Source organism: Salmonella sp. SAL4457, from assembly GCF_046548235.1.
Lineage (GTDB): Bacteria > Pseudomonadota > Gammaproteobacteria > Enterobacterales > Enterobacteriaceae > Salmonella > Salmonella enterica.
On sequence record NZ_JBGDZO010000001.1, the window covers coordinates 1,342,550 to 1,367,346 of the forward strand.

27 protein-coding genes are annotated in these 24,797 nt (G+C 52.7%); 11 read left to right on the top strand and 16 right to left on the bottom strand.

Annotated elements, in window-relative coordinates:
• The first annotated feature begins 152 nt into the window (after positions 1 to 152).
• From poxB to ACLJNW_RS06825, 4 genes are all read left to right on the top strand, one after another.
• Complete coding sequence (gene poxB, locus ACLJNW_RS06810) at positions 153 to 1,871, top strand: ubiquinone-dependent pyruvate dehydrogenase (RefSeq protein WP_000815309.1); 1,719 nt, start codon at positions 153 to 155, stop codon at positions 1,869 to 1,871.
• A gap of 38 nt (positions 1,872 to 1,909) precedes the next feature.
• A complete protein-coding gene (gene ltaE, locus ACLJNW_RS06815; RefSeq protein ID WP_000566422.1) occupies positions 1,910 to 2,911 on the top strand; it encodes a low-specificity L-threonine aldolase in 1,002 nt (333 codons plus the stop codon).
• Positions 2,912 to 2,921: 10 nt separating this feature from the next.
• Positions 2,922 to 4,355: an SDR family oxidoreductase gene (locus ACLJNW_RS06820; RefSeq protein ID WP_024154765.1), complete on the top strand. Its 1,434-nt coding sequence runs from the start codon at positions 2,922 to 2,924 to the stop codon at positions 4,353 to 4,355.
• A 95-nt stretch (positions 4,356 to 4,450) separates the two neighbouring features.
• A complete protein-coding gene (locus ACLJNW_RS06825) occupies positions 4,451 to 5,464 on the top strand; it encodes an NAD-dependent epimerase/dehydratase family protein (protein WP_000866904.1) in 1,014 nt (337 codons plus the stop codon).
• Here the strand turns inward: ACLJNW_RS06825 and ACLJNW_RS06830 are convergent.
• Positions 5,461 to 6,291 (bottom strand): N-acetylmuramoyl-L-alanine amidase, encoded by an 831-nt coding sequence (locus ACLJNW_RS06830; protein ID WP_023203679.1) that lies wholly within the window; start codon positions 6,289 to 6,291, stop codon positions 5,461 to 5,463. The two genes, ACLJNW_RS06825 and ACLJNW_RS06830, sit on opposite strands and share 4 nt — an antisense overlap.
• Complete coding sequence (locus ACLJNW_RS06835; RefSeq protein ID WP_001160725.1) at positions 6,288 to 6,611, bottom strand: heavy metal-binding domain-containing protein; 324 nt, start codon at positions 6,609 to 6,611, stop codon at positions 6,288 to 6,290. The genes ACLJNW_RS06830 and ACLJNW_RS06835 overlap by 4 nt, the downstream gene beginning before the upstream one ends.
• 127 nt (positions 6,612 to 6,738) lie before the next feature.
• On the opposite strand from ACLJNW_RS06835, the gene ACLJNW_RS06840 reads away from it, so the two are divergent.
• The 6 genes from ACLJNW_RS06840 to artJ all read left to right on the top strand — a co-directional run bounded on the left by ACLJNW_RS06840 (position 6,739) and on the right by artJ (position 11,320).
• On the top strand, positions 6,739 to 7,254 hold the full coding sequence (locus tag ACLJNW_RS06840; RefSeq protein WP_001270724.1) for a lipoprotein: 516 nt from the start codon (positions 6,739 to 6,741) through the stop codon (positions 7,252 to 7,254).
• Between the two features lie 229 nt (positions 7,255 to 7,483).
• The gene (gene artP / locus ACLJNW_RS06845) at positions 7,484 to 8,212 is read left to right on the top strand and encodes an arginine ABC transporter ATP-binding protein ArtP (protein ID WP_000027186.1); all 729 of its coding nucleotides are present in this window, start codon (positions 7,484 to 7,486) and stop codon (positions 8,210 to 8,212) included.
• 17 nt (positions 8,213 to 8,229) lie between these two features.
• Complete coding sequence (artI, locus tag ACLJNW_RS06850; protein ID WP_000756586.1) at positions 8,230 to 8,961, top strand: arginine ABC transporter substrate-binding protein ArtI; 732 nt, start codon at positions 8,230 to 8,232, stop codon at positions 8,959 to 8,961.
• Positions 8,962 to 8,967: 6 nt separating this feature from the next.
• Positions 8,968 to 9,684 carry an arginine ABC transporter permease ArtQ gene (gene artQ, locus ACLJNW_RS06855; RefSeq protein ID WP_001001677.1) on the top strand — a complete coding sequence of 239 codons (717 nt, stop codon included), beginning with the start codon at positions 8,968 to 8,970 and terminating at the stop codon, positions 9,682 to 9,684.
• On the top strand, positions 9,684 to 10,352 hold the full coding sequence (gene artM / locus ACLJNW_RS06860; RefSeq protein ID WP_000895396.1) for an arginine ABC transporter permease ArtM: 669 nt from the start codon (positions 9,684 to 9,686) through the stop codon (positions 10,350 to 10,352). Before artQ ends, artM begins: the two co-directional genes overlap by 1 nt.
• A gap of 236 nt (positions 10,353 to 10,588) precedes the next feature.
• Positions 10,589 to 11,320 (top strand): arginine ABC transporter substrate-binding protein ArtJ, encoded by a 732-nt coding sequence (gene artJ / locus ACLJNW_RS06865; protein WP_000737538.1) that lies wholly within the window; start codon positions 10,589 to 10,591, stop codon positions 11,318 to 11,320.
• Positions 11,321 to 11,538: 218 nt separating this feature from the next.
• Here the strand turns inward: artJ and ACLJNW_RS06870 are convergent, their stop codons facing one another.
• The 13 genes from ACLJNW_RS06870 to ACLJNW_RS06930 form a co-directional block, all read right to left on the bottom strand.
• A complete protein-coding gene (locus ACLJNW_RS06870; protein ID WP_000644020.1) occupies positions 11,539 to 13,026 on the bottom strand; it encodes a sulfatase in 1,488 nt (495 codons plus the stop codon).
• A 9-nt stretch (positions 13,027 to 13,035) separates the two neighbouring features.
• A complete protein-coding gene (locus ACLJNW_RS06875; RefSeq protein WP_000655399.1) occupies positions 13,036 to 13,356 on the bottom strand; it encodes a PTS sugar transporter subunit IIB in 321 nt (106 codons plus the stop codon).
• Positions 13,357 to 13,385: 29 nt separating this feature from the next.
• Positions 13,386 to 14,729 (bottom strand): PTS sugar transporter subunit IIC, encoded by a 1,344-nt coding sequence (locus ACLJNW_RS06880; RefSeq protein WP_024154766.1) that lies wholly within the window; start codon positions 14,727 to 14,729, stop codon positions 13,386 to 13,388.
• 294 nt (positions 14,730 to 15,023) lie between these two features.
• On the bottom strand, positions 15,024 to 16,151 hold the full coding sequence (gene rlmC, locus ACLJNW_RS06885; RefSeq protein WP_001149775.1) for a 23S rRNA (uracil(747)-C(5))-methyltransferase RlmC: 1,128 nt from the start codon (positions 16,149 to 16,151) through the stop codon (positions 15,024 to 15,026).
• A 42-nt stretch (positions 16,152 to 16,193) separates the two neighbouring features.
• Positions 16,194 to 16,667, bottom strand: coding sequence for a YbjO family protein (locus ACLJNW_RS06890; RefSeq protein WP_001668047.1), 474 nt, complete (start codon positions 16,665 to 16,667; stop codon positions 16,194 to 16,196).
• Between the two features lie 73 nt (positions 16,668 to 16,740).
• On the bottom strand, positions 16,741 to 17,586 hold the full coding sequence (potI, locus tag ACLJNW_RS06895; RefSeq protein ID WP_024154767.1) for a putrescine ABC transporter permease PotI: 846 nt from the start codon (positions 17,584 to 17,586) through the stop codon (positions 16,741 to 16,743).
• Positions 17,583 to 18,536 (bottom strand): putrescine ABC transporter permease PotH, encoded by a 954-nt coding sequence (gene potH, locus ACLJNW_RS06900; protein WP_001813011.1) that lies wholly within the window; start codon positions 18,534 to 18,536, stop codon positions 17,583 to 17,585. The genes potI and potH overlap by 4 nt, the downstream gene beginning before the upstream one ends.
• Before the next feature lie 9 nt (positions 18,537 to 18,545).
• On the bottom strand, positions 18,546 to 19,679 hold the full coding sequence (gene potG, locus ACLJNW_RS06905; protein ID WP_001000698.1) for a putrescine ABC transporter ATP-binding subunit PotG: 1,134 nt from the start codon (positions 19,677 to 19,679) through the stop codon (positions 18,546 to 18,548).
• 87 nt (positions 19,680 to 19,766) lie between these two features.
• Complete coding sequence (gene potF, locus ACLJNW_RS06910; RefSeq protein ID WP_000125769.1) at positions 19,767 to 20,879, bottom strand: spermidine/putrescine ABC transporter substrate-binding protein PotF; 1,113 nt, start codon at positions 20,877 to 20,879, stop codon at positions 19,767 to 19,769.
• A 348-nt stretch (positions 20,880 to 21,227) separates the two neighbouring features.
• Positions 21,228 to 21,704: a YbjN domain-containing protein gene (locus ACLJNW_RS06915; RefSeq protein WP_000624809.1), complete on the bottom strand. Its 477-nt coding sequence runs from the start codon at positions 21,702 to 21,704 to the stop codon at positions 21,228 to 21,230.
• A 96-nt stretch (positions 21,705 to 21,800) separates the two neighbouring features.
• Positions 21,801 to 22,703: a 30S ribosomal protein S6--L-glutamate ligase gene (rimK, locus tag ACLJNW_RS06920; RefSeq protein ID WP_000684361.1), complete on the bottom strand. Its 903-nt coding sequence runs from the start codon at positions 22,701 to 22,703 to the stop codon at positions 21,801 to 21,803.
• A gap of 57 nt (positions 22,704 to 22,760) precedes the next feature.
• Complete coding sequence (nfsA, locus tag ACLJNW_RS06925) at positions 22,761 to 23,483, bottom strand: nitroreductase NfsA (RefSeq protein ID WP_000075300.1); 723 nt, start codon at positions 23,481 to 23,483, stop codon at positions 22,761 to 22,763.
• Entirely contained in the window at positions 23,467 to 23,757 is a 291-nt protein-coding gene (locus tag ACLJNW_RS06930; protein WP_001259137.1) for a YbjC family protein, read from the bottom strand. The genes nfsA and ACLJNW_RS06930 overlap by 17 nt, the downstream gene beginning before the upstream one ends.
• 169 nt (positions 23,758 to 23,926) lie before the next feature.
• Here ACLJNW_RS06930 and ACLJNW_RS06935 point away from each other — a divergent pair, with 169 nt between their 5' ends.
• The gene (locus ACLJNW_RS06935) at positions 23,927 to 24,190 is read left to right on the top strand and encodes a GrxA family glutaredoxin (protein ID WP_000495513.1); all 264 of its coding nucleotides are present in this window, start codon (positions 23,927 to 23,929) and stop codon (positions 24,188 to 24,190) included.
• Between the two features lie 31 nt (positions 24,191 to 24,221).
• On the opposite strand, the gene ACLJNW_RS06940 is transcribed toward ACLJNW_RS06935, so the two are convergent.
• Complete coding sequence (locus ACLJNW_RS06940) at positions 24,222 to 24,599, bottom strand: inner membrane protein YbjM (RefSeq protein ID WP_000680850.1); 378 nt, start codon at positions 24,597 to 24,599, stop codon at positions 24,222 to 24,224.
• Positions 24,600 to 24,797: the final 198 nt, after the last annotated feature.

The window sequence follows — 24,797 nt, forward strand, 5'->3', positions numbered from 1 at the left end:
AAACGCTCCATTATAGGCCCGGTAAGCGTTAGCGCCACCGGGCGATTTACCACTCGCTTCATCCTTTCGCCCCTCTCTCCGCCAAAGAAAAACGTCATCGTCATCTTCAACTAAACTTGTAACCGTTATCACATTTAAGGAGATGGAGAACCATGAAACAAACCGTTGCTGCTTTTATCGCCAAAACGCTGGAACAGGCTGGCGTAAAACAAATCTGGGGCGTCACTGGCGACTCCCTGAACGGCCTGAGCGATAGTCTTAATCGTATGGGAACCATTGAATGGATGCCAACCCGCCACGAAGAGGTCGCCGCTTTCGCCGCCGGCGCACAAGCGCAGCTTACCGGCGAGCTGGCAGTGTGCGCCGGTTCATGTGGACCGGGCAACCTGCACCTGATCAATGGCCTGTTTGATTGCCACCGTAACCACGTCCCTGTTCTGGCGATCGCCGCCCATATTCCGTCCAGTGAAATCGGCAGCGGTTATTTCCAGGAGACCCACCCGCAGGAGTTGTTTCGTGAATGCAGCCACTATTGCGAGTTGGTTTCCAGCCCGGAGCAGATCCCGCAGGTACTCGCCATCGCCATGCGCAAAGCGGTGCTAAATCGCGGCGTCTCCGTGGTCGTACTTCCGGGTGACGTGGCGCTGAAACCCGCGCCTGAAAACGCCGTCACCCATTGGTACCATGCCCCGCACCCCGTCGTCACGCCGGCGGAGGAAGAGCTGAAAAAACTGGCGCAACTGCTGCGCTACTCCAGCAATATCGCATTGATGTGCGGTAGCGGCTGCGCGGGCGCGCATGAGGAGTTGGTCGCGTTGGCGGCAAAACTAAAAGCGCCAATCGTTCATGCCCTGCGCGGCAAAGAGCACGTTGAGTACGATAACCCTTATGATGTGGGAATGACCGGCCTGATTGGCTTCTCTTCTGGCTTCCACACCATGATGAACGCCGATACGCTGATCCTGCTCGGCACCCAGTTCCCCTACCGCGCCTTTTATCCGAGCGATGCCAAAATCATTCAGATTGACATCAACCCGGGCAGTATTGGCGCGCACAGCAAAGTCGACATGGCGCTGGTGGGCGATATTAAAGCCACGCTTCGCGCCCTGCTGCCGCTGGTGGAAGAAAAAAGCAATCGTAAATTCCTCGATAAAGCTCTGGAGCACTATCGGGACGCCCGTAAGGGACTTGATGACTTAGCCAAACTCAGCGACAAAGCCATCCATCCACAATATCTGGCGCAACAAATTAGCCATTTCGCCGCTGACGACGCTATTTTTACCTGCGATGTCGGCACGCCGACCGTCTGGGCGGCCCGCTATCTAAAAATGAACGGCAAGCGCCGCCTGCTGGGTTCGTTTAACCACGGGTCAATGGCCAACGCCATGCCGCAGGCGCTCGGCGCTCAGGCCACCGCGCCGGGTCGGCAGGTTATCGCGATGTGCGGTGATGGCGGCTTCAGTATGCTGATGGGCGATTTTCTCTCGGTGGTACAGATGAAGCTGCCGATAAAAATCGTCGTCTTTAATAACAGCGTGCTGGGCTTTGTGGCGATGGAAATGAAAGCTGGCGGCTACCTTACCGACGGTACCGAACTGCACGACACCAATTTCGCGCGTATCGCCGAAGCCTGCGGCATTACCGGTATTCGCGTGGAAAAAGCCGCAGACGTGGACGGAGCGCTACAGCGCGCGTTTTCCATTGACGGCCCGGTACTGGTTGACGTGGTCGTGGCAAAAGAAGAGCTGGCGATCCCGCCGCAGATCAAACTGGAACAAGCGAAAGGCTTTAGCCTGTACATGCTGCGCGCCATTATTAGCGGCCGCGGCGATGAAGTGATCGAACTGGCGAAAACGAACTGGCTAAGGTAAAACAGTGCACATCACCTTTTAAAATCCAGGGATGTGCCATGATTGATTTACGCAGTGATACCGTTACCCGACCGAGCCGTGCCATGCTCGAGGCGATGATGACCGCTCCGGTCGGGGACGACGTATACGGCGATGACCCTACCGTTAACGCCCTTCAGCGCTACGCCGCCGACCTTTCCGGTAAAGAAGCGGCGCTTTTTTTACCCACCGGCACCCAGGCCAATCTGGTCGCGCTGCTTAGCCATTGTGAACGCGGCGAAGAGTATATCGTTGGTCAGGGCGCGCATAATTATCTCTATGAAGCTGGCGGCGCGGCGGTGCTCGGCAGCATTCAGCCGCAGCCCATCGACGCCGCCGCGGACGGTACGCTGCCGCTGGAGAACGTGGCGGCGAAGATTAAAGCGGATGACATCCACTTCGCGCGCACGCGCTTGCTCAGTCTGGAAAATACGCATAACGGGAAAGTGCTGCCGCGCGCGTATCTGAAAGACGCCTGGACATTTACCCGCGAACGTGGACTGGCGCTGCACGTTGACGGCGCCCGAATTTTTAACGCGGTGGTTGCCTACGGCTGTGAGTTAAAAGAGATTACGCAGTATTGCGACTCTTTTACCATCTGCCTGTCAAAAGGTCTCGGAACGCCGGTCGGTTCACTGCTGGTCGGCAACCGCGATTACATTAAACGCGCGACGCGCTGGCGTAAAATGGTCGGCGGCGGAATGCGTCAGGCCGGGATTCTGGCAGCGGCCGGACTGTATGCGCTGAAGCATAACGTGGCGCGTCTGCAAGAGGATCATGATAACGCCGCCTGGCTGGCGCAGCAGCTTCGGGAAGCGGGCGCGGAGGTCATGCGCCACGAAACGAATATGCTGTTTGTTCGCGTTGGCGAAGCACAGGCCGCCGCGCTTGGCGACTATTTGCGGGAACGGAATATCCTGATTAACGCCGCGCCGATTGTGCGTCTGGTGACGCATCTGGATGTCTCTCGCGAACAGCTTACCGACGTCGTCGCCCACTGGCGCGCCTTTTTAGCCCGCTAAGGAGAGCAACGTGGCGCAACGCATTCTGGTTCTCGGCGCCAGCGGCTATATCGGCCAGCACCTGGTCTTTGCGCTAAGTCAGCAAGGACATCAGGTGCGGGCGGCGGCGCGGCGCGTGGAACGTCTGGAAAAACAGCGCCTCGCCAACGTCAGTTGTCATAAGGTCGATCTGCACTGGCCGGAAAATTTACCCGCGCTGCTTCGCGACATTGATACCGTTTACTATCTGGTACACGGCATGGGCGAAGGCGGCGATTTTATCGCCCATGAGCGTCAGGCGGCGCTCAACGTGCGCGACGCGCTGCGCCAGACGCCGGTTAAACAACTTATTTTCCTCAGTTCACTGCAGGCACCGGCGCATGAGCAATCCGATCACCTGCGCGCCCGCCAGCTTACGGCTGACACGCTGCGCGACGCAGGCGTACCGGTGACGGAATTACGCGCCGGGATCATCGTCGGCGCAGGCTCCGCCGCCTTCGAAGTCATGCGCGACATGGTTTACAACCTGCCAATACTCACGCCGCCGCGCTGGGTGCGTTCGCGCACCACGCCCATCGCTCTGGAAAATTTACTCTACTACCTGGTCGGCTTACTGGACCACCCTGCTCGCGAGCATCGTATTCTGGAAGCCGCCGGGCCGCAGGTATTAAGTTATCAGCAGCAGTTTGAACGTTTTATGGCCGTCAGCGGTAAACGGCGTCCGCTGATCCCGGTGCCTTTTCCGACCCGCTGGATTTCGGTCTGGTTTTTAAACGTCATTACCTCCGTGCCGCCAACTACCGCAAAAGCGTTAATCCAGGGATTAAGGCACGATTTGCTGGCCGATGACGCCGCGTTAAAAAAGTTGATCCCCCAAACGCTTATCACCTTTGATGACGCCGTTCGCCGCACGCTGAAAGAAGAAGAAAAACTGGTGAACTCCAGCGACTGGGGCTACGACGCGCTGGCCTTCGCCCGCTGGCGTCCCGAATACGGCTATTTTCCAAAGCAGGCGGGCTTTACCGCGCAGACCCCGGCCAGCCTATCGGCGCTATGGCAGGTCATAAATCGGCTGGGTGGCAAAGAGGGCTATTTTTTCGGCAATATTTTGTGGCAGACGCGCGCCGCGATGGACCGTCTGGTGGGGCATAAACTGGCGAAAGGCCGCCCGTCGCATACCTTGCTCAAGCCTGGCGATACGGTAGATAGCTGGAAAGTGATCATTGTCGAACCAGAAAAACAGCTCACGCTCTTGTTTGGCATGAAAGCGCCGGGCCTGGGGCGGCTTAGCTTCACGCTGCACGATAAAGGCCGCTACCGCGAAATTGACGTGCGCGCCTGGTGGCATCCACACGGAATGCCGGGCCTGATTTACTGGCTACTGATGATCCCGGCGCACCTGTTTATTTTCCGGGGAATGGCAAGGCGTATTGCCCGACTTGCAGAACAAATCACAGAAAAATGAGAAAAAGTTGCTGTATTCTTTCGTGTTTCCCATTGCATACCGACGTAATTCACGGAAGAATGCGCACGACGGTTTATTAAACACAGTGGATTGATATGAAGGTACTGGTTACCGGCGCCACCAGCGGCTTAGGTCGAAACGCGGTTGAATTTTTGCGCAATAAAGGCATCAGCGTCAGAGCGACGGGTCGCAATGAAGCGATGGGCAAGCTGCTTGAAAAAATGGGCGCGGAATTCGTCCATGCGGATTTAACCGAACTGGTCTCCTCGCAGGCTAAAGTGATGCTCGCCGGGATCGACACGTTGTGGCACTGCTCCAGCTTTACCTCGCCCTGGGGAACCCAACAGGCTTTCGATCTGGCGAATGTTCGCGCCACCCGCCGTCTGGGAGAATGGGCGGTCGCCTGGGGCGTGCGCAATTTTATTCATATCTCCTCTCCCTCGCTCTATTTTGATTACCACCATCACCGTGATATCAAAGAAGATTTCCGCCCGCATCGGTTTGCCAATGAGTTCGCCCGCAGTAAAGCCGCCGGCGAAGAGGTGATTAATCTGTTGGCGCAGGCCAATCCGCAAACACGTTTTACGGTATTGCGTCCACAAAGCCTGTTTGGCCCGCACGATAAAGTATTTATCCCACGTCTGGCGCATATGATGCACCATTACGGTAGCGTCTTATTACCGCACGGGGGCAGCGCGCTGGTCGATATGACCTACTATGAAAATGCGATCCACGCCATGTGGCTGGCCAGCCAGCCGGGCTGCGATCATCTGCCTTCTGGCCGCGCTTATAACATCACTAACGGCGAAAACCGCACCTTACGCAGCATCGTACAAAAGTTAATTGATGAACTGACTATCGACTGCCGCATTCGCTCTGTGCCTTACCCAATGCTGGATATGATCGCCCGCAGTATGGAGCGCTTCGGCAAAAAATCCGCCAAAGAGCCCCCGCTAACGCATTACGGCGTGTCAAAACTGAATTTTGATTTTACGCTCGATACGACTCGCGCGCAGGACGAGCTGGGCTACCAGCCCATCGTCACGCTGGACGAAGGCATTGAGCGCACCGCCGCCTGGCTGCGCGATCACGGAAATTTACCGCGTTAATCCTGGCCGTACTTCTCCAGTAATGCTTCGGCAATCGCCTGCGTTTCGGCATCTGCGATACCGTTCCATTGCGCCGGACGGAAGTGCATCTGGAACGCCATAATCACCCGCTGCTGCTCGCGCGCCGTCATATCGGCTTTGACTTCATAGCCATAGCGCGAGAGTAACGCAAGCACCGTTGCGGTATCGACTGGCGTATACGGCGCGCGTCCAGCCAGATAAAACGCCACACGCTGGGCGTCAGGCCAGGCGCCAATCCCCTGCGCCGCCAGCTCGCGCCACGGGAAGCGCGGGCCGGGATCGTCTTTACGCTGCGGCGCGATATCCGCATGGGCCACCACATTCTGCGGTTTGATGTTATAGCGCGCGATAATATCCTTCGCTAACGGAATCAATGCCTGAATTTGCGCGGATTCAAACGGCGCGAAAGATTTCACCCCGCCGGACATTCGCCAACCGCGATTTTCCAGCTCAATGCCAATAGACGTATCATTGAGACGCGTGGCGCCTCGCCAGAAACTGACGCCCGCATGCCAGGCCTGATCCTGTTCCGGCACCAGTTGCCAGATGCGCGGTTTACCGCCATATAATGGCGGGGTTGCGGGAATCAGGTAATGCGAACTGACGTTGCGACCCGTTAACGTCGCCAGCGAAACGTCAAAGTTTTCCGCCGTATAGTGAATCACCAGGACTTTAATGCGCGGATAGGCCGCCTGCGCCCGATGTCGGGTATCAAGCTGATATCCCTCTTTATCGATAATTCCTTTTTCGCTCGCGCAGCCTGTTAACAGCAACGCGAGACCCACCAGCCACAGTAGCGCTCTCATCGGCGCGTTTTCACCGCCGTTCCGCTGACGCTGACCATCAGCATACTGCCATCCTTGCCGACAGTTTCGTAATCAATATCGATGCCTACCACCGCATCGGCGCCCAACGCTTTAGCCTGCTCGCCAAGTTCCTGAAAAGCGATTTCACGCGCTTTACGCAGCTCTTTCTCATACGCGCCGGAACGTCCGCCGACGATATCCCGAATGCCGGCGAAAAAATCGCGGAAAATATTGGCGCCTAAAATGGCTTCGCCCGTCACCACACCGCAATACTCCACGATGCTTTGTCCTTCCAGCGTTGGGGTTGTTGAAAACTGCATAGTGAATCTCCCGGGTTAGCTAAGCACACGATCTCAAACGCATTATCAAGCTGATACGCTATCATTGAAAGGATATAATTGATTATCGTAGATCGGTTTTTGCTCGATCGCCTATAAGGAAATCATCATGCGCTATTCTAAACTCTCTTTGCTCATCCCGTGCGCGCTTCTGCTTAGCGCCTGTACGACCGTCACTCCCGCCTACAAAGATAATGGCCCGCGTATCGGCGCGTGTGTGGAAGGCGGCCCGGACAGCGTGGCTCAACAATTTTACGACTACCGTATTCAACACCACAGCAATGATATCGCCGCGCTTCGCCCCTACTTGAGTGATAACCTGGCGAAATTGTTGACCGACGCCAGCCGCGATACGGAGCACCGCCAGTTGATGAGCGGCGATCTGTTCTCCAGCCGCGCTACGCTGCCGGATAGCGCCAACGTCGCCAGCGCATCAACCATTCCGAACCGAGATGCGCGCAACATTCCTCTGCGGGTAGCGTTAAAACAGGGCGATCAAAGCTGGCAGGATGAAGTGCTTATGATTCACGAAGGCTCATGCTGGGTGATTGACGACGTTCGCTATCTGGGCGGAGATGTCCATGCCCCTGCCGGTACGCTGCGCCAGTCAATAGAAAACCGTTAACAGACAGTATTCCCCCGCTTTTGCACCCATAACCCCGTAAATTGTCTGGCATTCTGCCCGGGATGCCGACAATTCTTCTTACCTACTATTCCTCCTGCTATTTTGTGCTATGTTTAGGGAAGAATGTGGGATATATTTAACTTTTAACGCATAAATATTGCATAACTATTCTGCGAAAGGTACTATCTGCGGCTTCAATAGCTATCAGACTGCCTGTATACGAGTGTCAATGAGTATTCAATTAAACGGCATTAATTGCTTTTACGGCGCGCATCAGGCGCTTTTCGATATCACGCTGGATTGCCCCGAAGGCGAAACGCTGGTGTTGCTTGGCCCAAGCGGGGCGGGTAAAAGTTCGCTGCTGCGTGTACTCAATCTGCTTGAGATGCCGCGCTCCGGCACTCTGACTATCGCCGGGAACCATTTTGACTTTACGAAAACGCCGTCCGATAAGGCGATTCGTGAGCTACGTCAAAATGTCGGAATGGTCTTTCAGCAATATAATCTTTGGCCGCATCTCACCGTTGTGCAGAATCTGATTGAAGCGCCCTGCCGCGTACTGGGTCTGACAAAAGATCAGGCGCTGGCGCGCGCAGAAAAGCTGCTGGAGCGTCTACGTCTGAAGCCATATAGCGATCGTTATCCGTTGCACCTTTCCGGCGGTCAGCAGCAGCGCGTCGCGATTGCCCGCGCGCTGATGATGGAGCCGCAGGTGCTGCTGTTTGATGAACCGACCGCCGCGCTGGACCCGGAAATTACCGCTCAAATCGTCAGCATTATTCATGAGCTGGCGGAAACGAACATTACTCAGGTGATCGTTACGCATGAAGTCGAAGTGGCGCGTAAGACCGCCAGTCGTGTGATTTATATGGAAAATGGTCACATCGTCGAGCACGGTGATGCGGGTTGCTTTGCCCACCCTCAGACCGAAGCGTTCAAAAACTATCTCTCTCACTAAGATTCGGGACAATGACAATGAAAAAAGTTCTGATTGCCGCGCTAATTGCAGGCTTTAGCCTTTCCGCTACAGCAGCCCAGACCATTCGTTTTGCGACCGAAGCGTCCTATCCGCCGTTCGAATCGATGGATGCTAATAACAAGATTGTCGGCTTTGACGTCGACCTGGCCAACGCGCTATGTAAAGAGATCGACGCCTCCTGTACCTTTACCAATCAGGCGTTCGACAGCCTGATCCCCAGCCTGAAATTCCGCCGTTTCGACGCTGTAATGGCGGGAATGGATATCACGCCGGAACGTGAAAAGCAGGTGCTGTTTACCACGCCATATTACGACAACTCCGCGCTGTTCGTGGGTCAGCAGGGCAAATACACCAGCGTTGATCAACTGAAAGGCAAGAAAGTCGGCGTACAGAACGGTACGACGCACCAGAAATTCATCATGGATAAGCATCCGGAAATCACCACCGTACCGTATGACAGCTATCAGAACGCGAAGCTGGATCTACAAAATGGCCGTATCGACGCTGTTTTCGGCGACACGGCGGTCGTGACCGAATGGCTGAAAGCCAATCCTAAGCTGGCGCCGGTCGGCGATAAAGTCACCGATAAAGATTATTTCGGCACCGGCCTGGGTATCGCGGTACGTCAGGGCAACACCGAGCTGCAGCAGAAATTCAATACTGCGCTGGAAAAAGTGAAGAAAGATGGGACTTACGAGACCATCTATAACAAATGGTTCCAGAAGTAATCTTTGATGAACGAATTTTTTCCTTTAGCAAGCGCCGCCGGGATGACCGTCGGCCTTGCCGTCTGTGCGCTGATCATTGGCCTCGCGTTAGCCATGTTCTTTGCCGTCTGGGAGTCCGTAAAATGGCGCCCGATTGCCTGGATAGGCTCCGCGCTGGTCACTATTTTGCGCGGCCTGCCGGAAATTCTGGTGGTGCTGTTTATCTATTTCGGCTCCTCGCAACTCCTGCTTACGCTGTCTGACGGGTTTACCCTCCATCTCGGCTTTACGCAGATCCCGGTGCAAATGGAGATTGAGAACTTTGACGTCAGTCCGTTCCTGTGCGGCGTGATTGCGTTGTCCCTGCTGTATGCGGCCTATGCGTCGCAGACGCTACGCGGCGCGCTGAAAGCCGTTCCGTCTGGTCAGTGGGAGTCGGGTCAGGCACTGGGATTATCAAAGACGGCGATTTTTTTCCGTCTGGTGATGCCGCAGATGTGGCGTCACGCCCTGCCAGGGCTGGGTAATCAGTGGCTGGTGTTGCTAAAAGATACGGCTCTGGTCAGCCTTATCAGCGTTAACGATCTGATGTTGCAGACCAAAAGTATTGCCACACGCACCCAGGAACCGTTTAACTGGTACATTATTGCGGCGGCTATTTACCTGGTCATTACGCTGATCAGTCAGTACATTCTCAAACGCATAGACCTGCGCGCGACACGTTTTGAGCGGAGGCCGGACTAATGCTTGAGTACTTACCTGAACTGCTAAAAGGGCTACACACCAGCCTGACGCTGACCGTGGCTTCTATTGCCGTCGCTTTGGTGCTGGCGTTAGTTTTTACCATTATCCTGACGCTAAAAACGCCGTTCGTGGTGTGGCTGGTACGCGGCTATATCACGTTGTTTACCGGTACGCCGTTGTTGGTGCAAATTTTCCTGATCTACTACGGACCCGGTCAATTCCCGACACTGCAAGAGTATCCGCTACTCTGGCATCTACTGTCTGAACCGTGGCTGTGCGCACTGATCGCGTTGTCGCTAAACAGCGCCGCTTACACCACGCAGCTATTTTATGGCGCGATTCGCGCGATTCCGGAAGGTCAGTGGCAGTCCTGCGGCGCGCTGGGGATGAGTAAGAAAGATACGCTGGCGATTTTGTTGCCCTATGCGTTTAAACGCGCCCTCTCCTCCTATTCTAATGAGGTGGTACTGGTCTTCAAAAGTACCTCGCTGGCCTATACCATCACCTTGATGGAAGTCATGGGGTACAGTCAGTTGCTCTATGGTCGTACCTACGATGTGGTGGTATTTGGCGCGGCAGGCGTAATTTACCTGGTCGTCAACGGTCTATTGACGCTGATGATGCGTTTGATTGAGCGTAAAGCTCTGGCGTTTGAGCGGCGCAATTAACCCGGCAGAATAAGGCATTCTCGCCGCCGTTCGACAATGGTCAGATGGCGCTGCGCTTATCAAGCCTACGATGCATAATATTGAATAAACCCGACGGGCAAGTGGTTAACCTGTCCGTCTTTTTTTATCCATTTCAAAATATTTACTCATTTTTATTGCATACAAATTCAATTGATGGCATTGTAAATCTATGCCGCAGACACGGCGCATAATCATAAGATTACGGGAGTGACATCATGAAAAAGTTAGTTCTGGCTGCATTACTCGCCTCTTTCGCCACTGGCAGCATCGCCGCTGAAAAAATCAATTTCGGGGTTTCCGCCACCTATCCCCCGTTTGAATCCCTGGATGCGAGTAATAAAATTGTGGGCTTCGATATCGATCTGGCAACCGCATTATGCAAGCAAATGCAGGCAGAATGTACTTTTACCAATCATGCTTTCGATAGTCTTATCCCGGCGCTGAAATTCAGAAAATATGATGCCGTCATTTCCGGAATGGACATTACCCCGGAGCGCAGTAAGCAGGTCGCCTTTAGCAATCCCTATTATGCGAACTCCGCGCTGGTGATTGCTAAAAAAGACACCTATAAAACCTTTACCGATCTAAAAGGTAAGCGTATCGGTATGGAAAATGGCACCACGCATCAAAAATATCTCCAGGATAAACATCCGGAGGTCAAAACCGTGGCCTACGACAGCTACCAGAATGCGATTATCGACCTGAAAAATGGCCGTATTGACGGCGTCTTTGGCGATACCGCAGTGGTCAATGAGTGGCTGAAAACGAATCCGCAACTGGGTCCGGCAACAGAGAAAGTGACCGATCCGCAATACTTCGGTACCGGACTTGGCATCGCGGTGCGCCCGGACAATAAGGCGTTGCTGGAAAAACTGAATAATGCGCTGGCCGCCATTAAAGCGGACGGCACTTATCAGAAAATCAGCGATCAGTGGTTCCCGCAGTAAGACGTATGTGATTAGCCCACCGTGTTGCGAAATGGCAGTATAAATACCTTATTCAGCCCACGGGCCGCCATCGGAAACTATCCTGGCCTGATAAGCGCAGCGCCATTGAGCATTCTACAGTTTGTCATCAGTCTCAAACGCCTGCATCAACAGGCGATTCGGACTAATACTTGCCGGGTGACGCTGACGCGTACCCGGCTTACAACATTGTTACGTTTTTAGACAACATCCAGACCCAGACGGCGATACTGCTCCGCCGGAGCATCATTTTCTTTCATCAAACGGATAAGTAAGTTGATCATCCTTGCTTCGATGGCCTCATCATGAATAGGATGTTGCTGCTGCGGATCGTCTCTGAGATCAAATAAGAGATGACCAAAGCTATTTACACCTTTATATTTTTCCCTGGCCGGAATACGTAATACCTGAAGCCCTTTAGTAAAGTTAAACGGAGGCGCCAGAGATAATTTTCCCAGTTCATCCACGTCATAACGCGCATTCATCTTGATCGGCATTAACGTGTAGTTCGCAATGTCATGCTCACGCCCCGGCTGCGCGGCCCGCATATAAACATAGCGTCCGTCGGTAACATTAACATGTCCGCTAAACACGCCAAACAGCGCGCCTTCCCTGACGGGTTCATCACTGGCAATGACTTTCGCCAGCGGTTGGCCCTGCATATCTGCGGGAATAGGTTGCTGAAAATAATCCAGTAGCGTTGGCGCCCAGTCAATCATCTGCACCAGCGACTGCCGTCGCGCTCCGCATACCGCGCTGCGCGGGTCCCAGATAAACAGCGGGTTATTCGCCACCTCGTTATAATAGGGCATTTGATTTTTAGCCCACCAACCGTGCTCCCCCAGCAAGAAGCCGTGATCGGTACCGACAATCAGCATCGTATCGCGCCAGAGATCGTGTTCATCCATCAGATCAAGGATACGTCCCAGATTGCGGTCGCACATGGAAACCAGGGCCCGATAACGACAGCGAATATGCGCTATCGCCTCCTCGCTTTCACTGACTTTGCCGCGCGGCCAGTCATAATGCGGGCCTTGCCACTCATCGTCATAGAGCGATAAATATTCCTCGGTGGTATAAAACGGCTCATGCGGATCGAACGTCTCAACCTGCAATAACCAGTTATCTTCGGCATGATTTTTATGGATAAAATCGCACCCGGCGTCAAAAACTTTCGTCTGGGGAAAATCGGCTTCCTGCTGGATGTATTCGCGGTTCGCCCAGTCATGACGCCATAGCCCGGAAACGCCGCCTCCGGTTTGTTTTTGTGGAACGCGCAGTACTTCCGGAATGGGCGGCTCGCCAACGCTCGCCTTCCAGTGATCGCCCTCCTGACCGCGTACTACGTCCCAGGAGCTATAGCGGTTATGGTAGTTACCGCCGCCGTCTTCCCAGTAATGCAGATGATCGCTGATAAGATGGGTGTAGATCCCCGCTTTTTTCAATAATTCCGGCATGGAATCATCAAAGGGTTCCAGCGGGCCCCACTCACGATGCAGGAAATTATAGCGCCCGGTGTGCAGTTCCCGACGGGCTGGCATACAGGGCATACTGCCGACATAACTATTGTCAAAGGTGGCGGCATGTGCCGCCAGGCGTTGAAAGTTAGGCGCTTTCGTTAGCAAATCACCATAGGGCGGCAAATAGTTTTTATTCAGACTGTCAAACAGCAGAATAATCGCTTTCATGACTCACCCTCATTTGTTGAGCAGGTGCGGAAAATTTTTCTCTACCACATCGTAAATCTGTTTGCCTATTGATTCGCCATCCATGATATTTTCAATGGGAATGAGATATTGTCCGTGTTTAGGATCGAGGCTAACAACATCAAGCAATTTTTTCGAAATCGCATAAATATCTGCCCAGTCGGTAAATCCACCGACCTCTCCCGCTGCCGTATGCTCCATATCAAAAGAGAAGTCATATTTTGCTAACGCTTTTTTAACAACAGTCTGTAACATTACGCTACTGCCTACACCATAACCGCATACGAATAAAATATTTACAGAATCTTTCATAATAAAATCCTTTATATAAACCGAATCAATTAAATGGAATAAGGACCAAGATGGAACGTTGAAGCAATAAATTTCAGTAATTCACAAATTGCAGGCCACAGAGTCGCCCAGTCAAATATTCCCGTCCAGCCCACACCTTCTTTTGCCAGCCCGGTTAAAGGAATGGCCCATACCGTACCGAAAGTCTGAATAATCCCTAACAGGAAAGTACAAATAATAACGGAACGATATCCCCCCATTCGGTTGGCTAATACGCCGATGGGACCGCCGGAAAAGAAGAGCGGAACAAAACCAGGCAGTACCATAATAGGGCTATGGATGAGCAGCAGAATGCCCATGGAAAAAATCGTGCCGAAAGTACAAAAGACGAATCCCAGCGTGGCCGCGTTAGGCGAAAAAGGTAATAAAGCAGCAACATCCACAGCCGGTATGGCGTTAGGAATAAAGCGATCCTGCCATCCTTTAAACGAACCGTTAATTTCACCAACCATCATCCGCACGCCCTGCAGCAAGATGACCATATACATAGAGAATTGCAGGCCCAGATTGATGATATAGACATACCAGGGTTTGCCTTTCGCCATTAACTGTACGTTATCGATCCCTGTCGCCAATAGAAAACCGCCAACGAAGAGCGTCATCACAATGGCGATTGCCGTCACGTTGTGGTTAAAAATGGCTAACCAACCGGGAAGTTTCAGGTTTTCGGCGTCATGCTTTTCCGGATCGCCGAATTTATGCGCGAATTTCGAGAAAAACCACAGTCCCAGCATCTGGTTATGCGCAATGGTAAAACCGGCGTTATTGGTCACTTTGGCGATGGGTTTAACAATAAGTGTAGTTGAAAACGCCCAAAAGACCCCGGTCAATACCCCGGCAATTACAATGGATTGTACCCAACCGAACCCCAGCCAGAAGACGATTAACCACAGTACTGCCTGTGAATGAGAGACCCCGGTATTACCGGTAAGAAATATACCTTTTGCGCCGGTATAACGGCCAAATAAAACTAATAACAGGTTAGTAAAAAACGCCAGTACAAAAACGTATCCTACATAGCCGAAATTATCGCCCAGCGCTATTTGCGTCGCGGCTTTCATGGCGTATGAATCCATTAAGTATCCATGCACGCCATAAGCTTTGCTGACTGCCTCTGCAACCGGTTTAAAAGTGGCTGAAAATTGAAAGCCGCCAAATAACACCATCATCAAACCGACCATCGCGCTGATCATACCGGTGATAATTTTTATAGGCGTCTTTTTATCCAGCGCATAGCCAACACCGACTAATATCCCAATTAATATTGCCGGTTCAGTTAAAAACGTTTGAATAACATCTATAAATTTGGCAAACATCGTCTGAACGCCCTCCATAAGCGTGCCTATTCGTTGTCATGATTGACCCCTTTACTGACGTTACGTATTGCTTCGCTGATGCTATTGAAAGTTACCCGATAAACCACCTTGTCTAATTTTGCCTTACACGCACTGTAATAATCAAAATTAGTCATTAAAAGATTTAAAGTGATTATTTGTGATTTGATTTGCAAAAATAGGGTAATATATAACCATGATCGATCGGAGTTTTTTATCGATCGATCATGGTTATTATTATTTATGGATAATTAGATAGTTAATATAGATATTTGGTATGTCTGGCTTTTGGCGCTACAGCCTGCGCAGTAACGCTAAAACCTCATAATGCGCGGTATGCGGGAACATATCGAAAAGCTGAACACGTTGAATACGGTAGTTCGGCAGATGACGAATATCCTGCGCCATCGTCTGCGCGTTACAGCTTGAATAAATGATAAAACGCGGCGCCATTTGTGCAAGGTAATCGCACAACGGCTTGCCAATGCCGCGGCGGGGAGGATTCACCAATACCAGGTCGGGCGTTTCGCCTTGTGCGGTGGCGAATTGGGTGGAATCCAGCGCCTGGAAATGAAGGCGGGTCAATCCCAGCTCGGCAGCGGATTGCTTCGCGCAGGCAATCGCCTCCGGCGCGATCTCAATACCGGTTAATTGCATCTGCGGCGTCGCGCAGTGCAGGCCGAATCCGCCCACTCCGCAAAAAAGATCCCACATATGGCGTACCGGCAGTTGTCCTACCCAATCGCGCGCCGTTGCATATAATCGGCTGGCGACCGTAGGGTTGGTCTGAAAGAAACTTTGCGGGCGAATCCACAGCGGCACATCGTTAAAACGTTCCGCCAGCGCCTGCTGATCCGTCAGGTAGATTTCCGTCTCCCCTTCCATAATCGCCATATGTACCGGCTGGATATTTGCGGTGATCACTCTGAGCTGCGGCAGTTGCGCGCGCAGCCACGGTAACGCCGCGCGCAGTTGCGTAAGTTTGGTTTCTGAACGCAACACGAAGCGTAGCATCATACCGCCATCGAACTGGCTTTCCGTCAGCAACAGGTATTTCAGTTCGCCGCGTTTTCGCGCCACGTTATAAGGCGTGAGTCCGGCACGGGCAATAAAAGGTTTTAGCGCGCTGAATACGGGGGCAAAGGAGGCGGGATACAGCGGGCAACCGCAAAGATCGACCGGCGTACCGTCGCGATGCAGCATCCCGAAGAGCGGTTTTTCTACACTACCGCTCACGACCATTTTCGCTTTGTTGCGGAAATGCTGTTCCGGGCCGCCAATCGGCGCGCACCACTGTTCAACAGGCAGCCCGGCGAGCAAACGATGTAAATCGGCTGTTTTTGCGGAAAGTTGTTCGTTAACCGACTGCGTAATCCATTGACAGGAACGGCAGCGACCCGCGTCATAGAGTGCGCACTGCATACCAAAAAACCTTCATATTATCCGGGGCGACGATTATACACATTATTGCAGCCGGAAGAACCGACGGCTGGGAGCGGGAATAAACAGCAGAAACAGAATTAAAAGATCGGGGAGTTTTTGCATGACCAGGGAATGCAGGATATCACGCTTCGATTCTCCCGCGATGCTAAACAACTCCGGATACCCGTAGCCTAACGACGCCGCCCACAGATACCCACTCACAATAATTTGTGTCGCCAGGTACACCCAGCGCGCCCAGCTACGGCCTTTCACCAGCGAAAACGCACAATAAATTTCAATAAAGACCAGCACTAAGCTGGCCAGAAAGACCAGGGTTAAGCTCCACGTCTGCACGCTGCGATGAATAAACTCGCCCATCCCGCGTATGCCGAGGGTATTCATAATCATCAGCACATCGAGACCACGAATCAAAATAATCGCCATAGCCGCAACCTGCACCAGCGTAGGCACATTTAAACGGGCATGTGATGAGGTTGATTGCTTTATAAATCCCAATGAATGTCTTCCCTGAAAATGATGCCGCGACCCGCGCGGCAACGCATTGCCATAGTGGAAGATTTTAGTGGCTTCAGCCGCGTCTTGCACGCTGGATATCGCGAATCCGCTGTTTTTCCGCTCGCGCCATCAGGTACCAGGCAATAAATCCGATGATTCCTACCACGCCGAGGATTAACGTCGCCAGCGCGTTGATTTCCGGGTTCACACCCATGCGCACGCTGGAGAAAACCAGCATCGGTAGCGTGGTGGCGCCGGGACCGGAAACAAAGCTGGCAATCACCAGATCGTCAAGAGAGAGCGTAAAGGCCAACAGCCAGCCCGAGATCACTGCTGGCATGATCATCGGTAACGTAATGACAAAAAAGACTTTCAACGGCGGCGCGCCAAGATCCATCGCCGCCTCTTCAATCGAACGATCCAGTTCGCGTAATCGCGAAGCGATCACCACTGCCACGTAGGTGGTACAGAACGTGACGTGCGCCAACCAGATGGTCAGCATCCCGCGATCGGAGGGCCAGCCGATAGCATGACCGAGCGCGACAAACAGCAGCAGCAGCGACAGCCCGGTAATCACATCCGGCATCACCAGCGGCGCGGTGATCATAAACGCAAAGCCGTTTGCGCCGCGAAATCGTCCAAATCGCACCATCACCACCGCGGCGATAGTACCGAGCACCACCGCCATCGTCGCCGCGCAGGCGGCAATTGTCAGGCTTAGTCCCACTGCGCTCATCATGGCGGTATCCCGAAAGAGCTCGCCATACCAGCGCGTCGACCATCCCGCCCACACCGTCACCAGCTTCGAACTGTTAAACGAGTAAATCACCAACATTAACATCGGCGCATAGAGAAAAGTAAACCCCAGCACCAGAATCAGAATGCGCCAGGGCGAGCGAACGACCGGTAAGTTATTCATCCGTGCTCCCCCACACTTTTTTGCTGATGTTTATGGAACCACATGATCGGTACTATCAGCAGCAGCAACATAATAATGGCGACCGCAGAAGCAACCGGCCAGTCGCGGTTATTGAAAAACTCCTGCCACAGGACGCGACCAATCATGATACTGTCCGGCCCGCCAAGCAGTTCCGGGATCACGAACTCGCCCACCGCCGGGATAAAAACCAGCATCGAGCCGGCGATGATTCCGCCTTTGGTGAGCGGGACAATGATGCTAAAAAATGTTTTCAGCGGTCGGGCGCCGAGATCCAGCGACGCTTCCACCAGCGAATAATCAATACGCGTCAATGCGGTATAAATGGGCAGAACCATAAACGGCAGATACGCATAAACAATGCCGATATAGACGGCCAGGTTAGTGTGCAGGATCGTCAGCGGCTGATCGATAACCCCAAGCCACAGCAACACATTGTTCAGCACGCCGTTGTTTTTCAAAATGCCCATCCAGGCATAGACGCGTATTAAAAAAGACGTCCACGAGGGCAGGATCACCAACAGCAGCAGGATATTGCGCGTGGAGGGCTTGCTATGCGCCACCGCCCACGCCAGCGGGTAGCCCAGCAGCAGGCAGCAGATCGTGGAAACACCGGCAATTTGTAACGATTGCAGATAGGCTTCGAAATAGAGCGGATCGTCGGTCAGTTGCAAAAAATTGCCGAGGTTGAGCGTAATCGACAACTGACCGTCAGCCCATTCCAGCAGATCGGTATACGGCGGGATCGCCCGCGCCATTTCCGCCAGGCTTATCTTAAAGACGATAAGAAACGGCAGTAAAAACAGCAGAATGAGCCAAATATAGGGCAAAGCAATAACCAGCTTACGCCCATGTTTCATTTGCATTCGCGCCAACCATAGCGCCGCGCCGCCAGGTTTACTGATGCGTGCCGGAGGTTCAAGTGTGCTCATGTTTCCCCCTTATACCGTCAGGACCACGCAGCTATCCGCTTCCCAGCACAAACGCACTTCATCGCCCCAGGTCGGTAACCCTTTCCGGTAACGGTGCGCATTCTGCAGTTGAGCGCTGATCATCTGCCCGCTTTTTAGCCGCACATGATAAATAGACAGATCGCCGAGATACGCAATATGCGCCACTTCGCCGACGGCGAAATTATAGCCATCGGCAGGCGGCGACTCACACAGCATGATTTTTTCCGGACGTAGCGCCACATATACCGGCACATTATCAACGACAGAGGCATCTGCATCGACTTTTAACGGATGAACCAAACCGGGCGCGTCAATGACCAGACCGTCCTCTTCACGCGCTTTCAGTAAGCCCTCAAAAACATTTACCGATCCGATAAATTCGGCGCTGTAGCGGGTCGTCGGATGCTCGTAAATCTCCTCCGGTTCGCCAATTTGCACAAATTTTCCACGGTTCATGATGGCAATGCGCCCCGCCATCGTCATGGCTTCTTCCTGATCGTGCGTCACCATGACGCAGGTCACGCCGACGCGCTCAAGGATATCCACCACTTCAAGCTGCATCCGGTCGCGTAATTTTTTATCCAGCGCGCCCATCGGTTCATCCAACAAGAGCAGCTTAGGACGTTTCGCCAGGCTGCGCGCCAGGGCCACGCGCTGGCGCTGACCGCCGGAAAGCTGATGCGGCTTACGTTTTGCAAACTCCTGCATGTGCACCAGACCCAGCATCTCATTGACGCGGCTGGTAATCTCCGCCTTCGGCAGTTTGTCCTGCTTCAGACCAAAAGCGATGTTCTGCTCTACCGTCATATGCGGAAACAACGCATAGGACTGAAACATCATATTAATCGGACGCTGATACGGCGGAACATGCGCCAGATCGACGCCGTCGAGCATAATTTGCCCGCTGCTCGGCGGTTCAAAACCTGCCAGCATCCGTAGCAGAGTCGATTTTCCACAACCTGACGCGCCCAGCAGGGCAAAAATCTCGCCTTTATAGATAGTCAGACTGACATCATCGACAGCATGTTGCCCGTCGAATGACTTCGTCAGGTTGCGAATTTCCAGAAGCGGCGTCAGCGCTTTACGGGTTTTCACCTGCGGGCGGTGGGGGACATCATTCACAAGGCGCTCTCCGGCATAACACAATCAAACGATACAAACGGTGGAATGCCCGATAGCGCACGCTTATCAGGCCATACCGTTAATAAATTACTTACCGCTTTTCACCTTCGTCCATGCGCGGGTGCGGACGCGATCAATCTTCGGCTCCTGCACTTTCAGGGTAAACAACTTGGCCCGCACATCCGCCGGCGGATAAATTCCCGGGTTATCGCGCACCTGCTGGCTGACCAGCGCCGTCGCCTCTTTATTCGCATTGGCGTAGAAAACGTGATCGGAAATATGGGCAATCACATCAGGGCGCAGCAGATAATTAAGGAACTGGTAGGCCTCGTCTTTATTTTTGGCGTCAGCCGGCATGGCAAACACATCAAAAAACGCCATTGCCCCCTCTTTGGGGATCGAGAAAGAGATATTGACGCCATTTTTCGCCTCTTTCGCTCGGTTAGCGGCCTGCCAGACATCGCCCGCCCAGCCGATGGCCACACAGGTATCGCCATTAGCCAGATCGTTAATGTATTGCGAGGAGTGGAAATAGCGAATGTTTGGCCGTAGCTTCAACAACAGATCGGTTGCCGGGCCGGTGTAGTCATCCGCTTTGCTGCTATTCGGATCTTTACCCAGATAGTTCAGCACGGTGGCAAAAATTTCTTCAGGCGCATCAAGGAAAGAGACACCGCAGCTTTTTAGCTTCTCCAGATTTTCCGGCTTGAGGACTAAATCCCAGCTATTCACTGGCGCATCATCCCCCAGCACCGCTTTCACTTTATCAACGTTATAGCCAATGCCCGTCGTGGCCCACATATAGGGCATGGCGTATTTGTTGTCAGGATCGTGCTTCGCTACCAGTTTCAACAGTTCAGGATCGAGGTTTTTCCAGCCGGGAAGTTTGCTTTTATCCAGCGGCTGAAAAACGCCCGCGGTGAGCTGGCGCTCAAGAAAACTGGCCGATGGCACCACCAGATCGAACCCGGTGCTGCCTGCCATTAACTTGCCTTCCAGCACTTCGTTAGAGTCAAAGACATCATAGATAACGTTAATCCCGGTCTCTTTTTCAAAGTTCGCCACCGTGTCCGGCGCGATATAATCTGACCAGTTATAAATGTGCAGCGTTTTTTGTTCGGCAGCGAGCGTGCCGACAGAGACGACCATCAGAGCACCCGCAACCAGACCCGATAGCCATTTTTTCTTTAAGGCGGTCATCATCGCTTTCCTTCTGAAATCCGTTAACAAATGAACCCATTAGGCGTGGTTTAAAACATGCCTGAAATGTGCATACCTTTTCATTTGATACAAATGAAGAAGAGAGGTCACCCTCCCTGCCATCAAGCTCGCTATAGAAGCTTCGCAAGAATAACTTTAGCTAAGGTTTGAGGCTATAGCCCAGATTAAAAAACGCCTTTTATCAATTTTTTATGCAGGTTTTGTCTATGTGATAAAGCGAAATGGTCAGAAAGGAGGTGAATAATTCTTTAAATAAAGGTTAACGGCAGCATAAAAAAACGTAAACAGCAGCCGCGCTGGCAGCGACTGCCTGATTATCGGGAGGGATCAGTGAAGAAAATGGTCAACCGCGCTGTTTTTTTGCGCGTCTTCTTCCGCGTTAAACAGAAGCTGATGCGCCCCGGCCTCAAGGATCACCATAGAAATCTGCTCTTCACTTTGGCGAACAAACCATTCGAACTGTTCGTAGGTGACTCCTTGCATAACGGATAAAGACTGGCACACAACCAGTTTTGGTAGATTATCATCCTGCATATCGAGAAAGGCTTTTACCGTCAACGAACTGGCGTTGATAGCAGAGAGATCGGCCGCCAGCGGCAGCAACGCGGAAGGCCTGACCTCCGCCATCGCGGAAAAAAGAATGGTGTTGTCCACCAAATCGATTTTAGCATCGTAGACGCCGTCAAAATTCTGCATATGCGGCAAATGCAGCGCCTGGCAGGTATCACATTCGAAGAAATTCATGCCCAGGTCGTCGAGCCATTGACGCAACGTATCCAGAGTGGGAACGACCAGTGATATCATAATAATGTGCTACCTCTTACGATGACGATGAAAAAATTACCGGCACAGCTTACGCAAAAAGCGTGCTTCGTACTACGGCGGAATCCACGATTGCGATTAGCCGCCGATTTTAAGGCAAAATTCAGGCGTAGCGTGACGTTCTATCCACTGAATCATTCGCCCCGCGATATCCACGCCCGTAGTCTTTTCGATACCTTCCAGTCCCGGCGAGGCATTCACCTCCATCACCAGCGGCCCGCGCGCGGCGCGTAAAATATCGACACCCGCCACATCCAGCCCCAGCGTCTGTGCGGCTTTGATGGCGATATCCCGTTCACGGGGCGTGATCGTCGCGATGCTGGCCACCCCGCCACGATGAAGATTGGAGCGAAAATCACCGGCTTTCGCGCACCGCTCAATCGCCGCCACAACCTCATTGCCGACGACCAGACAACGAATATCGCATCCTTTAGCTTCGGCAATGTATTCCTGAACCAGGATATGGGCATTGAGCCCCCGAAACGCATCAATAACGCTTTCAGCAGCCTGACGCGTCTCCGCCAATACCACGCCGATCCCTTGCGTGCCTTCTACCAGCTTCACGACCAGCGGCGCCCCGCCAACCATCTTAATAAGATCGCTGGTATCATCCGGCGAATGGGCGATCCCGGTAATGGGAAGATCGATCCCCTGGCGCGCCAGAAGTTGTAGCGATCGCAGCTTATCGCGCGCGCGGGTAATAGCGACGGATTCATTCAGCGGATAGCTACCCAGTAGCTCAAACTGACGTAGCGCAGCGGTACCATAAAAGGTAATGGCCGAACCAATACGGGGAATAACGGCGTCAAAATGGGGCAGACGACGCCCCTTGTAATGGATCGACGACGCTGCCGGATTAATATTCATATAGCAGGAAAGAGGATCGAGTATCTCGACCAGATGGCCGCGCCGCATCGCCGCTTCGCGCAGACGTTTGCAAGAATAGAGCGTTCCATCCCTGGACAATATGGCAATTTTCACCCTGCACCTCGCTGAAAACCCTGAAAAGCTCGCGTATCATACACTGGCCCGCAGGTTTTAGCGCGTCGCCCAGCCCTGTTTATGCAAATATTCAAGGATAAATGGGCGATTTTCTTTAATCAGGGTGCGACGGATATGATCGCTCCAGGTATCGCGTCGCGTATTACTGCCGCGGGTCAGATAATACTCAGCCAACTGCTCGTCATAGCGCGCCAGCAGCTTTTCATCAAGCGGTTGATACTGGTTCTCATGAACCACAAGCTCGGCAGGCAGGCGCGGTTTCAGATCCGGATTATCCGCAGGCCATCCCAAACACAGGCCAAAGAGCGGCAATACATGCTTCGGCAATTTTAATAGTTCGGTAACAGATTCAATATTATTACGGATGCCGCCGATATACACGCCGCCTAACCCCAGTGATTCCGCCGCCGTCAGCGCATTTTGCCCCATCATCGCCGTATCGACGACACCGAGCAGCAGTTGTTCGGCAAGCCCCAACTGCGCGTCAGGACAGATCTGCAAATGACGATTAAAATCGGCGCAAAATACCCAGAACTCAGCGGCCTGCGCCACATGCTTTTGCCCGCCCGTCAGGGGCACTAACGCCTCGCGCAGCGCCCGATCGGTAATACGGATAATAGAACTGCACTGTAAAAAACTGGAACTGGACGTGCTGCGCGCGGCGGCAATAATGGCCTCTCGCTGCGCGTCAGTCACGGGTTCATCGGTGAAATGGCGAATAGAACGATGGCCACAAAGAAGTTCAATGGTCGGACTCATTATGCTTTTCTCTATCTGAACGGGAAGAAATGTCGGGTGGACGTTTCATCAACTGCGGCGCCAGTAACTGCGCAATACGCCACATCATCGCCACCGCGGCGGGGAGGATCAACACGACGCCGAGGAAAACCATCAATACGCCAGCCAGCGGCGTATTGAACGGCGCGGGCAGCGTAAGGTAATGATTAAGCGATAGCAGAGCAAGCGCCAGCAAAATCATACCGAGGTATTCCAGTATCAGTACGCTTTTGGGTAACACGCCAATCGTGCGCATATCAAGCCTCCCGGTTAACTGACGCACAGTGTAGAACGTTCTGGTCCGGCGTGCTTAACAGATATAGCCCTGGGTTATCAAAGGAACAGGCGTAACCTGCTTTTCATCTGCCGTAAATCGCGGCATGATAACACCTGTTCGCCGTCTGGCTTTATGTTCGAGGAGAGATATGTTTACTGTTATTTTTGGCCGTCCAGGGTGCCCTTATTGCGTGCGTGCAAAAGAGTTGGCGGAAAAACTGAGCAAAGAACGCGACGATTTCAACTACCGCTATATTGATATCCATGCTGAAGGCATTACTAAAGCGGATTTGGAAAAAACCGTAGGTAAACCTGTAGAAACCGTACCGCAGATTTTTGTCGATCAAAAACATATCGGCGGCTGTACGGATTTTGAAGCATGGGCAAAAGAAAATCTGAATCTTTTCGCCTGATTGCTCTGGCAACGCCCTCTACCGGAGGGCGCTATCGGCGTTTTTTTCGCCGGTGGCTAAACAGGCTGCTAATAAACAAATAGCAGAGCGCGCCTAACGCACACCAGAATACGGCGCTAAATAACCACGCCAGTTCTTGCCAAAACGATCGGGTAGGCATAAATACCACGCGCATTAACACCAGGCAAAACGGCGCCGCCAGCATCGCCCCGATCAGCGGTCGGATCACCTCGCGCCGGTGAGAACAAAAACTGGCCACCGCACCAGGCAACGTAAAAAATAACAGTCCAATCTCAGGATGCCCTGCCGCGCGAAAAGCGCCTTGTACATGCATAGTTAATGAAAGACACACCACAATAAAGAGTACAAAGCAGCAGACAACGCTTGCCCACCCGTGTTTATGTTTCAATCGTTCCTCCTGACACTCTCTATCGAACACGCTTTCCGCCGTGAGGCATCCAGTCAGATAAAGTCATGTGGCATTCCATGCCAAAAACACACCTGCACGATTCTTATAGCCGTTAGTACGCAATAAGATTAAACTAGCAGGATATATTGTTGTGTTGTTTTTATTTGGATGCTGTATGCAATACGATTGCACCCTTAA